This window comes from Nocardia sp. NPDC055029 (assembly GCF_053608525.1).
Genome location: NZ_JBSGVQ010000017.1, coordinates 21274 through 33805 on the forward strand (window position 1 = coordinate 21274; position 12532 = coordinate 33805).

Consider the following 12532-nt stretch of genomic DNA (forward strand, 5'->3'; position numbering starts at 1 on the left):
CACACAATTCAGCGCTCGAATCGCCAACCTACGCTCTCGTAACCTACGGTAGTGTAGCCGCCATGGCGATCTCGGATGTCAAGGAATACGCGCACCTCACCGCCGCGGATGTCGAAGCTCTCGGTGCGGAGTTCGACGCGATCCGCCGCGAAATCGAATCTTCGCGGGGGGTCGCCGACGCGCGATATATCCGCAATGTCATCCGGCTACAGCGAGCGCTGGAGATCAGCGGCCGCACGGTGCTGTTCGCCAGCTTCCTGCCGCCGGCCTGGCTGGCCGGCGTCGCCCTGCTCGGCACTGCCAAGATCATCGAGAACATGGAGATCGGGCACAACGTCATGCACGGGCAGTGGGACTGGATGAACGATCCGGAAGTCCACTCCACCTCGTGGGAATGGGACAACGCGGGCCCGTCGGCGCACTGGAAGATCACCCACAACTTCCTGCACCACAAGTACACCAACGTCCTGGGCATGGACGACGACATCGGCTACGGCCTGCTGCGCGTCACCCGTGACCAGCGCTGGATGCCGTTCTACCTGGGCAACCCGGTCTACAACCTGCTGCTGCAGATGCTGTTCGAGTACGGCGTCGCGATCCAGCATCTGGAACTGGGCAAGGTCGCCAAGAAGAAGTGGGACAAGGACTCGCCGGAGTGGCGGCAGTTCGACGCCGACCGCAAGCTGGTGCTCAAGAAGATCGGCAAGCAGGCCGCCAAGGACTACCTGATCTTCCCGCTGCTCACCGGCCCGTCGTTCCTCACCACCCTCACCGCCAATATGGCCGCCAACGTGATGCGCAACGTGTGGACCAACGCGGTGATCTTCTGCGGGCACTTCCCCGACGGCGCGGAGAAGTTCACCAAGGCCGACATCGAGAACGAGACGCAGGGCGAGTGGTACCTGCGCCAGATGCTGGGCAGCGCCAACATCTCCGGCGGCAAGGTCATGCACTTCATGACCGGCAACCTCAGCCACCAGATCGAGCACCACCTGTTCCCCGACCTGCCGAGCAACCGCTACGCCGCCATCGCCGTGCGGGTGCGCGAGCTGGCCGAGAAGTACGACCTGCCCTACACCACCGGGTCGATGCCGGTGCAGTACTTCAAGTCGTGGCGCACGATCCTCAAGTTGTCGCTGCCCAACAAGTACCTGCGCCACACCACCGACGACGCCCCGGAAACCAAGTCGGAGAAGCTGTTCGGTGGCAACGCCGTCACCACAGTCGACCCGGTGACCGGCCGTCGCCGTGGTCTGCGCACCGCGCTGTCCGCCGGGCGCAAGCTGGCCCGCCGCTCGATGGCCTGACGGCCTGAGGTTGACTGGTCGGCGTGTGTGCCGACCAGTTGAGCGTCTACGACGCGATCCGCCTGCGCCGTGATGTGCGCGCCGAATTCACCGGCGAGCTCGTCGACGACGAGACGCTGTGGCGGATCCTGGACGCGGCCCATCGCGCGCCCAGTGTCGGCAACTCCCAGCCGTGGGATTTCGTCGTTGTCCGGCAGCCGGACACCCTGCGCCGCTTCGCCGACCATGTCGCGGACAAGCGGGTCGAGTTCAGGGACGCGCTGCCTGCCGACCGGGCCGAGACGTTCGAGCCGATCAAGATCGACGGGATCGTCGAGAGCGGCACCGGCGTCGTGGTCACCCATGACGACCGGCGCGGCGGACCGCAGATCCTGGGCCGGGCGAGCGTGCCCGAGACCGGGGTGTACTCGACGGTGCTGGCGATCCAGAACCTGTGGCTCGCGGCGACCGCCGAGCAGGTCGGCGTCGGCTGGGTGTCGTTCTACAATCCGGACTTCCTGCGCGAGCTGGTCGACCTGCCCGCCGGCATCAAGCCGGTGGCCTGGCTGTGCGTCGGGCCGGTGCGCAAGTTTCAGCGGGTGCCCGACCTGGAACGGTTCGGGTGGCGCTCGGGTCGCTCGCTCACCGAGGCCGTGCATCACGAAACCTTCGGGGGCTGAACACGATCCGGGCACCCGCCGGTGGCGGGTGCCCGGAGGTGTGACGGTGTCAGGCCAGTCTGATCAGGCCGTAGTCGAATGCGTGTCTGCGGTAGACCACCGAGGGCCGGTCGCTCTCGCGGTCGTGGAACAGGAAGAAGTCGTGTCCGACCAGTTCCATCTGATACAGCGCGTCGTCCACCGACATCGGTGTCGCGTTGTGCACCTTGGTGCGCACGATGTGGCCGGGACCGCCTTCGTCTTCGGCGTCCTCGGCATGGGCGTGCGCGGCAGCGCCGTTCGCCTGGGTGAACAGGGATTCGTCGACCAGTGTGGCGGTGGCCCGTGCGACCGAGACGGGCGTCTTGTCGCCGTAGTGCACGACGCGCCGCTTGTCCTTGGACCGGCGCAGTCTGGTCTCGATCTTCTGGGTGGCCGAGTCCAGCGCGGCGTAGAAGCTGTCTGCACAGGCTTCCGCGCGCACGATCGGTCCACGGCCGCGCGCGGTGATCTCCACACGCTGACAGGCCTTGCGTTGACGACGGTTGCGTTCGTGGAAAAGTTCCACATCGAAGAGGAAAATCGACGGATCGAAGCGCTCGAGGCGAGCCAGCTTCTCCGCGACATGGATTCGATAGTGGTCGGGGACTTCGACATTCCGACCGGAGACCACCACTTCGGCGTTCGGGCTCTCGGTCGTGTCGGGGGCACTGTCAGCCAGTGCCGTAGGGTCAGCATCTCGCACTGATGCCCGTGAAGAAGTCGTCACGCGTACCTCCCGGATATGGCCGCACACGATAGAGCGAATGCGGCGGGATTGAGCTGTGCCGATCGGGAATCGCTCGGCACCAGATGTCCGCGGCGCCACCTCCCAAACTTGTCGTTCGGTGTGTGTGTCCGCGACGCTAGTCCGCCACGGGCAAGCGCGCCACTGTTCACGCAAATTTCGCGTCGTCAAGCCGCGCAGGTCACCAAAACGGCACGCGGACGTACGCCGATTCGACCAAGAACGCGCACCGATTCGGTGACAGTCGCCCCGGTGGTGAGCACATCGTCGACCACAACGACCTCGGCGTTCGGCGCGAGACCAGCGGGTCCGAGCGCACCGGCGACCGTCGTGATCTTGTCGCGCAGATTGTGCGCGCGCTCAAAGGTCGTCAAGCCCACCGAATCGCGCACGCCGGGCCGCATCCGCAGCAGCGGCACGGCCCGGCAATCGATCAGCCATTGCGCCGCGGCCACCGCCGACCGCGCCACCGGGTCGCCGCCACGGCGCCGGGCGGCCGCGGCGCGGGTGGGGGCGGGGACGAGAACCAGCGGCCGATCGGGGGCCCGCAAACGGGCGAGAGCGACGGCCAGCGCCAGGCCGAGCGGTGCGGCCAGATCGCGTCTGCCGCGTTCCTTGGCGGCCAGCACAGCGCGTCGGGCTGGACCGCGATAGGGGCCGAGCGCCCAGCACGGGACACCGGGATCGGTGCGCGGCCTGACCCGCACCGGATCCAGGCTCAGCTCGGCCGCGCAGTAGGCGCACCAGGCCGCGCCCGCCGTCGCGCAGCCGGCGCAGTGCACGGGCACCACCAGATCGAGCAGGGCTCTCATAGCGCGTGAGTATCACACCGCGCACCGACAGATCAGCTGGGCAGCACCGGGACGACCTGTTCGCCGGTCAGCCCCGGCACCTCGCGCCAGAAGCGGTCGTTGCGGGCCGGGTCGGCGGTCTGCAACTGCAGCACGGCGCGGGAGTCGGCGACGTACTGGGTGTTGGGCGCCGCGGTCACCACGCGCACCGGCGGGGTCAGGTTCTGCGAGGTCACCGGGGTGAACTGGGAACCGTCGATGGACACGGTGAAGACCGGGTCGACGTTGCCCTCACGCGCCACCATGATGGTGTCGCCGGTGACCCAGCTCAGCGAGACCGCGCGGCTGCTCAGGCCAAGCGCGATCGGCAGCGGGGAGGTGAGCGCGTACTTGCCGTCGGGCCTGCGCTCGATCACCGCGACGTAGACCTTCCCGTCGGCGATCAGCGCCGCACGCGCGCCGGTGCGCGACACCATGATCTCGCTGATCGGCGGACGCGGCGAACCCGATCCCTCGAACAGCGCGGTAGTGTCGACGTCCTGCACCGAGACGTTGCCGGTCGCGCGATCGGTGACCGCACGGATGACACGGTCGCCGTCGACGACGGTCCACGCCGCGCCGCCGTCGGCGGTCCACGACGGACGGGCGATGCTGGCGCCCTCGGCGACCGCGAACGCCTTGGCCCCGTAGTTGCCGATCAGCAGGGTCCGGCCGGGTTCCGGTGCGGGCCTTCCGGTGTCGGCGACCGCGGCGACGAACTGGCCGTCGGCGGAGATCCCGACCGACTGCAGGTTGGTCGCGTCGCCGAAGGATCCGTTCGGTGTGACGATGCCGTCCGGGGTCACCTGGACCAGCGTGCCGTCGCGCAGGGCGTGCAGGCCGATCCGGTTCTGGCCGGGCGCGGACGCGCTGTACTGGTCGAGGTCGGCGACCGACCAGCCGTTGGCGTAGCGCTCGTCGAGCGGTTTGCCGTCGGCGAGCAGCACGTACGGGCCGAGAATGTCGGCGCCGGCCAGCGTCATCACCACCTGCGCCGCGAGCAGTTCGCGTTCGCGCTGGCCGAGGGCGCCGACGCCGCCGAAGTCGATGCGGACACCGCCGATGCCGATGCCGACCTCGCCGGGTTCGTTGTTGGCCTTGGTGATCGGGCTGCGCACGGTGATCGGCGGGGCGAGCTGGTTGCGCACCACCGGGGCGATCGTCGACTGCGGGCCCGCGCCGAGCATGCCGATCAGCCGCTCGGTCAGCTGGGCGCGCGGGACCGAGACCCAGCGCGGGTCCGGCACGAGCACGGAACTGCTCGAGTCGATGTACTGCAGGACGTAGCGGCGGTAGGACTTGTCGAACGCGCTGGAGTCGATGACGACGCCGTCGGGCAGCTCGGTGATCCGCCACTCGCCCTCGATCTTGCTCATCTCGATCTTGTTCTCGAGTGTGCCCTCGACGGCCCGGTAGCCGCCGTCGCTCGCGAGCTCGCCGACCTTGCGGGCGCGGATGACGTAGCTGGCCTTGTCGCCCGAGCGCGACTCGCGCAGGGTGTCGGGCCGGTCGACGATGGTGGTGCTGGCCTCGTCGTTCCAGCTGCCCGCGGTGTCGGCGGCGATGTACTGCCTGGCCGCCGCGTGCCGGTTGGCTGGATCGGCGCTGGCGGTGAGGAAATCGCTCACCAGCAGGTCGGGGTCGCGGCCGGAGATCGGCGGTGTCGGGCCTTCCGAGGTCGGGGCGCGGTTGATGGTGCCCAGCGCCTGGGGCGCCGAGGACTCCGGCAGGCTGGCACAGCCGGTGAGGACCAGCAAGCAGGCCAGGACAGCCGCAGGCAGCACGGCGCAACGCCGCGGCGAGCGATCACCACCCGCGTTCGTCATGACTGTCGGTCTCCGGTCTCGGTGGACATCGGCTCCTCGTGGTCGGCTTCGGTCGCCGCGCGCCCGTTGGTCTCGGGGCGTGCCTGCTCGGTCGGCTCGGCGCCGGATTCCGGTGCTTCGGCGGACGGCTCGCCCGATTCCGGGTCGACCACCACCTCCGGTTCGTCGGCCGGGTCGGTCTCGGGCAGCGGCGGCACCTTGCGCAGCATCGGCTCCAGCGCGAGCGGGCTCGCACCCAGCTTACGACCGCGCACCATCGGCAGCAGCAGCCGGAAGCTGGCGCCGACGCCGGGATCACCCCAGGCCTCCAGCCTGCCCTCGTGCAGATTGGCGTCCTCGACGCTGATCGACAGGCCGAGGCCGGTGCCGCCCGAGCGGCGCACCCGCGAGGGGTCCGAGCGCCAGAACCGGTTGAACACCAGTTTCTCCTCGCCCGGCCGCAGCCCGACGCCCTGATCACGCACGACGGTCGCGACCGCGTTGGCCTCGGCGTCGCCGCGCATCCGGATCAGCACCGGCTTGCCCTCGCTGTGGTCGATCGCGTTGGCGAGCAGGTTGCGCAGCACCCGCTCGACGCGCCGCGGGTCGACCTCGGCGACGACCGGTTCCTCCGGCAGGTCGATGACCACCTCGACTCCGGCTTCCTTGGCCAGGTGGCGCACCGTGGAGATCGCGGCCCGCGCGCACATCCGCACGTCCAGCGATTCCACCTGCAGCTCGGCGACACCGGCGTCGTGGCGGGAGATCTCGAGCAGGTCGTTGAGCAGGCCCTCGAACCGGTCCAGTTCGTTTACCAGCAGTTCGGAGCTGCGGGCCAGCGCGGGATCGAGATCGTCGCTGGAGCCGTGGATGAGGTCGGCCGCCATGCGCACGGTGGTGAGCGGGGTGCGCAGCTCGTGGCTGACGTCGGAGGTGAACCGGCGTTGCAGGTTGCCGAACTCTTCGAGCTGGGTGATCTGGTTCGACAGGCTCTCGGCCATCTCGTTGAACGCCTGCGCGAGCCGGGCCATATCGTCCTCGCCGCGCACGAGCATGCGTTCCTTGAGCCTGCCGTCGGCGAATCGGCCGGCGATCCGCGCGGCCGACCGGATCGGCAGCACCACCTGCCTGGTCACCAGTGCGGTGATCGCGGCGAGCAGCACCAGCAGCACGACGCCACCGATGAGCATCGTGCCGCGCATCAGCGACAGGCTCGATTCCTCGCTGGCCAGCGGGAAGATCAGGTAGATCTCCAGTGTCGCGATCTCGGCGCTCGGGCTGCCGATGATCAGCGCGCGCCCGCGGTAGCCGTCCGGGTCGGCGACAGTGGTGAACTGGTAGGAGACCTGGTTGCGCTGGACGAACCGGCGCAGCTCCTGTGGCACTTCGGAGATGGGGCCCGCGGTGATCTCCTGCGGCGGGGTGCCGCCGACCATCGCCAGCGCCGAGTCGAAGCTACCGGCGGCACCCGTGGACTGGCCGGTGCCGCCACGGCTGGACAGCGCGGCGCGCGCGTCGGCGAGCTGTTGCTGCTGACTGTTCGCGTCGTGGACGCCGGAGAGAATGTCCTCGATCGTGCTGCGGGCACGATCCATCTCCTCGACCGCCGCGTTGATCTTGGCCTCGAGCAGCCGGTCGGTGATCTGACCGGTCAGCACGACACCGAGGATCGTGATCACGATGAGCGAGAGGGTCAGCGTGGACACGATGACACGCAGCTGCAGCGACCGGCGCCACAGATGGCCCAGCGCGGTCCCGACAGCCTGGAACCAGGCCATGACCGGAGCCGCCCATCGCCGCACCTGCGTGACGAAGGTTTGCGCACGTCCGTGCGCTGGAGGCGCTGACGCTGTACCGGCAGGTCGACCGTCGGTCACAGCGGCGCCTCACAGGTACCGATCACGGCGGTCCGGCCTTGTAGCCGACACCGCGGACGGTCAGCACGATCTCCGGGTTCTCCGGATCCTTCTCGACCTTGGCGCGTAGTCGCTGCACGTGCACGTTGACCAGGCGGGTATCGGCGGCGTGCCGGTATCCCCAGACCTGCTCGAGCAGCACCTCGCGGGTGAACACCTGCCGCGGCTTGCGCGCGAGCGCGACCAGCAGGTCGAACTCGAGCGGGGTGAGCGAGATCTGCGCACCGCCGCGCGTCACCTTGTGCGCGGGCACGTCGATGACGATGTCGGCGATGGAGAGCAGCTCGGCGGGCTCGTCCTCGGTACGGCGCAGGCGCGCGCGCACGCGGGCGACGAGTTCCTTCGGCTTGAACGGCTTGACGATGTAATCGTCCGCGCCGGACTCCAGACCGAGCACCACATCGACCGTGTCGGTCTTGGCGGTGAGCATCACGATCGGAACGCCGGAATCGGCCCGCAGCACACGGCATACGTCGATGCCGTTCATGCCGGGCAGCATCAGGTCCAGCAACACCAGGTCGGGGCGGATCTCCCGCACCGCCGACAGGGCCTGCGTGCCGTCGCCGACCACGTGCGGGTCGAACCCTTCCCCGCGCAAGACGATGGTCAGCATCTCAGCGAGTGCCATATCGTCGTCGACGACCAGAATCTTGGGCTTCATAGTCCTATGTTGTCATCTCCCAGGCCAGGATCGGGCCGCCACGCCATTAATGGTGTGAACCCGTCGCGTATCCAACCTTATCCGGCAAAGATTTCCGAGCAGAGGGTGAGTAGGGCAGGCCCATCGTCATCGGATCGGTATGTCCACCATCGACCGAACCAGTCGCGGTCGGCCAGCTCACGATAGACCTCGCCGGTGCGCCGCTGCAGACCGCCGTCCCGCTCGTAGGCGTCCAGCGCCCTGGTCTCGTCGAGTTCGCCACGGCGGCGGGCACGTTCGGCCGCGACCTCGGTGGGAATGTCGATCAGTACGGTCAGCTCGGGGGCGGGCAGCCCCAGCCTGCCGAACTCCAGATCGCCCACCCAGGCGACGATTTCGCCGTCGGCGTCCTGTTCGGCGCGGGCCGCCGAGTACGCGGCGTTGGAGGCCACCCAGCGGTCGAGGACGACGATGTCGTTGGTGTCCAACAGGTTCGACAGCTCCGCGCTCGCCGCGGCCCGGTCGAGGGCGAACATGATCGCCATCGCGTTGATCGAGCCGGCCAGGTCGCCGTGCCCGCCGCGCAGCGCCTCGGCGGCCAGATCGGCGTGGATCGATCGGCCGTACTGCGGAAAGGCCACACTGCCCGCCCGCAATCCCTTGGCGGACAATTCGGCGATCAATCCGTCGATCAACGTCCGTTTACCGGCGCCGTCGAGGCCTTCCACCGCAATCAGTACGCCCATGAGCGGTGAGATTACCCGGCGGGATTCGGCGGGCGCCCAGCGAGCCGAGCATGCGGGCAGCCGTGTCGTCCGGCGCGCCGGGCATGCGGCGACCGGATTCCCCGTTTCGCCCACTCGACCCAGTGTGAAGTGGTCTCATTCCAAAGTCCTCGGCTGACCGATTCCGTCCGGTCCATCGAGGGCACTCACCACCCCGGACCCCCGCCGGGCCGCTCGATCCAGGAGTCACCATGCCCCACCGAACCATCCTCCGCGCCGCCGTGGCCGCCACCGCGCTCGGCATCACCCTCGCAGGCTCCGGTGTCGCGACCGCCGCGCCCGCGATCGATCCCGTCGGCCGCGGCCACCACTCCGGCTCGGCCGCCCTGCTCAGCGGCTCCGCCGAGGCCGGCTCCGCCGCCGCGGGCTCCGCGGCCGAACTCGCCGCCTGCGCACTCCTGGAAGCCGTCATCCCCCTGCCGGTGTGCCTGCTGCTGGTCTGATCACCGGATTCCCCGCGGCCCGTCGATCCCCCGATCGGCGGGCCGTCGCCGTTCTCCAGCGCAACGGCAACCACCCCACGATCTGCGACACCGGCCCCATCGGCTGACACCGGCCGATCCGCTCCCGATCGAGCGGTGCGCTCACCCCCAGAACTGCGGTCTGGTCCGCACCCCCACCACCGATGAGGATTTCGCCATGAGAAAGATCGTTCACACCACCGTCGCCACCCTCACCGTGGGTCTCGCCCTCGCAGGCGCCGCCGCCACAGCGACCGCCGAGCCGCGACCGCTCGAGCCCCACTCGCCCGCCCAGGTGGCTGATTCCGGGAGCAGCATCAGCCCCGTGACGATCACCTCGCTGCTTCGCTCGCTCGCCGTCGCAGTCGGAAGCGCCGAGCCGTGCGACTACACCAAGTTCCCGTCCAACTGCGCCTTCTGATCCGGGCAGGCTGTCCCTGCTCCGCGAATGCGGCCTGCCGATCACCGATCGGCAGGCCGTTGTCATGCCGTCTCGTACCGCACGCGCCGAAACGAACACCGGCCCGCCGATCTCTGCGATCGGCGGGCCGGTGTGCACGAACTACCCGCGCTGCCTCAGTAGCGGTAGTGGTCCGGCTTGTACGGGCCTTCCACGTCAACGCCGATGTATTCGGCCTGGTCCTTGGTGAGCTTGGTCAGGGTGCCGCCGAGGGCCTCGACGTGGATCTTGGCGACCTTCTCGTCGAGGTGCTTGGGCAGGCGGTAGACCTCGTTGTCGTACTCCTCCGGCTTGGTCCACAGTTCGATCTGCGCGATGACCTGGTTGGAGAAGCTGTTCGACATGACGAACGAGGGGTGGCCGGTGGCGTTGCCCAGGTTCAGCAGGCGGCCCTCGGACAGGACGATGATCGCCTTGCCGGAGTCGAAGGTCCACAGGTCGACCTGGGGCTTGATGTTCAGGCGCGCGGCGCCCGAGCTCTCCAGCGCGGCCATGTCGATCTCGTTGTCGAAGTGACCGATGTTGCCGAGGATGGCCTGGTCCTTCATCGCCTTCATGTGCTCGAGGGTGATGATGTCCTTGTTGCCGGTCGAGGTGATGACGATGTCGGCCTGCGAGATCGCCTGCTCGACGGTGACCACGTCGTAGCCGTCCATCAGCGCCTGCAGCGCGTTGATCGGGTCGATCTCGGTGACCTGCACGCGCGCGCCCTGGCCCGCCAGCGACTCCGCGCAACCCTTGCCGACGTCACCGTAACCGCAGATCAGCACCTTCTTGCCACCGATGAGCACATCGGTGCCGCGGTTGATGCCGTCGATCAGCGAGTGGCGGGTGCCGTACTTGTTGTCGAACTTCGACTTGGTGACCGAGTCGTTGACGTTGATCGCCGGGAACACCAGCTCACCCGCGGCGGCGAACTGGTACAGCCGCAGCACGCCGGTGGTGGTCTCCTCGGTGACGCCCTTGACCGAGTCGGCGATGACACTCCACTTGGTCTTGTCGGTCTCGAGGCGCTCACGCAGCAGGTTGAGGAACACCTTGTACTCGGCCGAGTGGTCGGTGTCCTCGGGCGGAACGACACCGGCCTTCTCGAACTGCGCGCCGCGCAGCACGAGCATGGTCGCGTCGCCACCGTCGTCGAGGATCATGTTGGCGGGCTCGTTCGGCCAGGTGAGCATCTGCTCGGCCGCCCACCAGTACTCCTCCAGCGTCTCGCCCTTCCAGGCGAACACGGGGGTGCCCTTTGGCTCGTCGACGGTGCCGTTGGGCCCGACGACGATGGCGGCCGCGGCGTGATCCTGGGTGGAGAAGATGTTGCACGAAGCCCAGCGCACCTCGGCGCCGAGGGCGACGAGCGTTTCGATCAGGACGGCGGTCTGCACCGTCATGTGCAGCGATCCGGAGATGCGCGCGCCCCTGAGCGGCTGCACATCGTGGTATTCGCGGCGCAGAGCCATCAGGCCGGGCATTTCGTGCTCGGCGAGGCGGATCTCCTTGCGGCCGAATTCGGCCAGCGAGAGATCTGCCACCTTGTAATCGATGCCGTTGCGGACGTCAGCGGTGAGCTCGGTGCGCGCGGGAAGTTCTGAGGTCGTCATCAGCCTCTCCTGGTAGTCAGTACCGAGGCAAGGCTACCGCGTGCGGGCGCCGCCGTTCCCCGGTCCTTCGAGGCCGCGGTCAGGCCGCGGCGCGGTATCGGGCCAGCAAACGCCGCGGCTTGGGCGGCGCGACATTGGCCAGGGTCAGGTCGCCGCCGTAGTGGGCGGCCACCTTGGGGTCCATCACCGCTCGCCACAGCGGCGGGACGGCGGCCAGCAGCAGCATCGTGGCGTAGCCGGCGGGCAGCTGCGGCGATTCGCTGCTGCTGCGCAGGGTCTGATAGCGGCGGCCGGGGTTGGCGTGATGGTCGCTGTGGCGCTGCAGATGGAACAGGAAGATGTTGGTGACCAGGCGATCGCTGTTCCAGCTGTCGCGCGGGGAGCAGCGTTCCCAGCGGCCGTTGGGCTTGCGCGCGCGCAGCAGGCCGTAGTGCTCGACGTAGTTGACGGCCTCGAGCAGACCGAACCCGATGACGGCCTGCAGGGCCAGCCACGGCAGGATCGCCGGGCCGAACGCCAGCGCCAGCGAACCGAAGAGCACCGCGCTCATCGCCCACGCCTGGAGGATGTTGTTGCCGGTGCTCCACCAGCCGCGGCCCTTCCTGGCCAGGCGCGCGCGTTCGAGTCGCACGGCCGAGCGGAAGCCGCCGATGATGCTGCGCGGCAAGAACTCCCACAGCGATTCACCCAGCCGGGCACTGGCCGGATCCTCCGGTGTCGCGACCCGGGCGTGATGGCCGCGGTTGTGCTCGACGAAGAAGTGCCCGTACCCCGACTGGGCGAGCGCGATCTTCGACAGCAATCTTTCAGCGCTCTCCACCCGATGGCCCAATTCGTGGGCGGCGTTGATGCCGATGCCGCTGACGAAGCCGACGGTGGCGGCCAATCCGAGCTTGTCGACGAGGTCGAGATCGTTGCCCGCCCACATCGCGCAGGCGATGACGAGGCCGATCAGCTGGACGGGCAGAAACAGATAGGTGCACCAGCGGTAGTACCGGTCGGCGGAGAGCGCTTCATAGTCCTCGTCGCGCGGATTGTTGCCGTCCTCGCCGACGATCCAGTCCAGGACGGGGATGGCGATGAGCACGATCACGGGCCCGATCCACCAGAACACTTCGGCACCGGTGCGGTACACGAGCTGGGAAGGCAACAGCGCGGACGCCGGAGCGATCAACCCTAGAGCCCAGAGATACCGTTTGGGATCACGAAGACCCCCCGGTTTGCCAACCGTTTGCACACCCGCTCCGCTGTAAAAAGACCAATCGCCGACCGATGTGAATACTGACAGACAGTAGGCGCGTTACA

General features: G+C 68.4%; 12 protein-coding genes. 4 read left to right on the plus strand and 8 right to left on the minus strand.

Annotated features, from left to right (window positions below):
- The first annotated feature begins 62 nt into the window (after positions 1-62).
- Both ACWF9G_RS16865 and bluB read left to right on the plus strand, forming a co-directional pair.
- Complete coding sequence (locus ACWF9G_RS16865) at positions 63-1307, plus strand: fatty acid desaturase family protein (RefSeq protein WP_379311246.1); 1245 nt, start codon at positions 63-65, stop codon at positions 1305-1307.
- Positions 1308-1330: 23 nt separating this feature from the next.
- Positions 1331-1966, plus strand: a complete 636-nt coding sequence (bluB, locus tag ACWF9G_RS16870) for a 5,6-dimethylbenzimidazole synthase (protein ID WP_452516253.1) — start codon at positions 1331-1333, stop codon at positions 1964-1966.
- A gap of 49 nt (positions 1967-2015) precedes the next feature.
- On the opposite strand, the gene hpf is transcribed toward bluB, so the two are convergent.
- The 6 genes from hpf to ACWF9G_RS16900 form a co-directional block, all read right to left on the minus strand.
- The gene (gene hpf / locus ACWF9G_RS16875) at positions 2016-2714 is read right to left on the minus strand and encodes a ribosome hibernation-promoting factor, HPF/YfiA family (protein ID WP_452516254.1); all 699 of its coding nucleotides are present in this window, start codon (positions 2712-2714) and stop codon (positions 2016-2018) included.
- Between the two features lie 185 nt (positions 2715-2899).
- Positions 2900-3544, minus strand: a complete 645-nt coding sequence (locus ACWF9G_RS16880) for a ComF family protein (protein WP_452516256.1) — start codon at positions 3542-3544, stop codon at positions 2900-2902.
- Positions 3545-3576: 32 nt separating this feature from the next.
- Positions 3577-5388 carry an MtrAB system accessory lipoprotein LpqB gene (gene lpqB, locus ACWF9G_RS16885; RefSeq protein ID WP_452516257.1) on the minus strand — a complete coding sequence of 604 codons (1812 nt, stop codon included), beginning with the start codon at positions 5386-5388 and terminating at the stop codon, positions 3577-3579.
- The gene (gene mtrB / locus ACWF9G_RS16890; protein WP_452516259.1) at positions 5385-7145 is read right to left on the minus strand and encodes an MtrAB system histidine kinase MtrB; all 1761 of its coding nucleotides are present in this window, start codon (positions 7143-7145) and stop codon (positions 5385-5387) included. The genes lpqB and mtrB overlap by 4 nt, the downstream gene beginning before the upstream one ends.
- A gap of 121 nt (positions 7146-7266) precedes the next feature.
- The gene (mtrA, locus tag ACWF9G_RS16895; RefSeq protein WP_019048752.1) at positions 7267-7944 is read right to left on the minus strand and encodes an MtrAB system response regulator MtrA; all 678 of its coding nucleotides are present in this window, start codon (positions 7942-7944) and stop codon (positions 7267-7269) included.
- Between the two features lie 77 nt (positions 7945-8021).
- The gene (locus ACWF9G_RS16900; protein ID WP_452516260.1) at positions 8022-8669 is read right to left on the minus strand and encodes a dTMP kinase; all 648 of its coding nucleotides are present in this window, start codon (positions 8667-8669) and stop codon (positions 8022-8024) included.
- A gap of 230 nt (positions 8670-8899) precedes the next feature.
- Here ACWF9G_RS16900 and ACWF9G_RS16905 point away from each other — a divergent pair, with 230 nt between their 5' ends.
- A complete protein-coding gene (locus tag ACWF9G_RS16905) occupies positions 8900-9151 on the plus strand; it encodes a hypothetical protein (RefSeq protein WP_379303658.1) in 252 nt (83 codons plus the stop codon).
- Between the two features lie 196 nt (positions 9152-9347).
- Positions 9348-9590, plus strand: a complete 243-nt coding sequence (locus ACWF9G_RS16910) for a hypothetical protein (protein WP_452516261.1) — start codon at positions 9348-9350, stop codon at positions 9588-9590.
- A 155-nt stretch (positions 9591-9745) separates the two neighbouring features.
- Here ACWF9G_RS16910 and ahcY read toward each other — a convergent pair whose 3' ends face one another.
- Both ahcY and ACWF9G_RS16920 read right to left on the minus strand, forming a co-directional pair.
- Positions 9746-11227: an adenosylhomocysteinase gene (gene ahcY, locus ACWF9G_RS16915; RefSeq protein WP_452516262.1), complete on the minus strand. Its 1482-nt coding sequence runs from the start codon at positions 11225-11227 to the stop codon at positions 9746-9748.
- A 79-nt stretch (positions 11228-11306) separates the two neighbouring features.
- Entirely contained in the window at positions 11307-12464 is a 1158-nt protein-coding gene (locus ACWF9G_RS16920) for an alkane 1-monooxygenase (protein WP_452516264.1), read from the minus strand.
- Between the last annotated feature and the right edge of the window lie 68 nt (positions 12465-12532).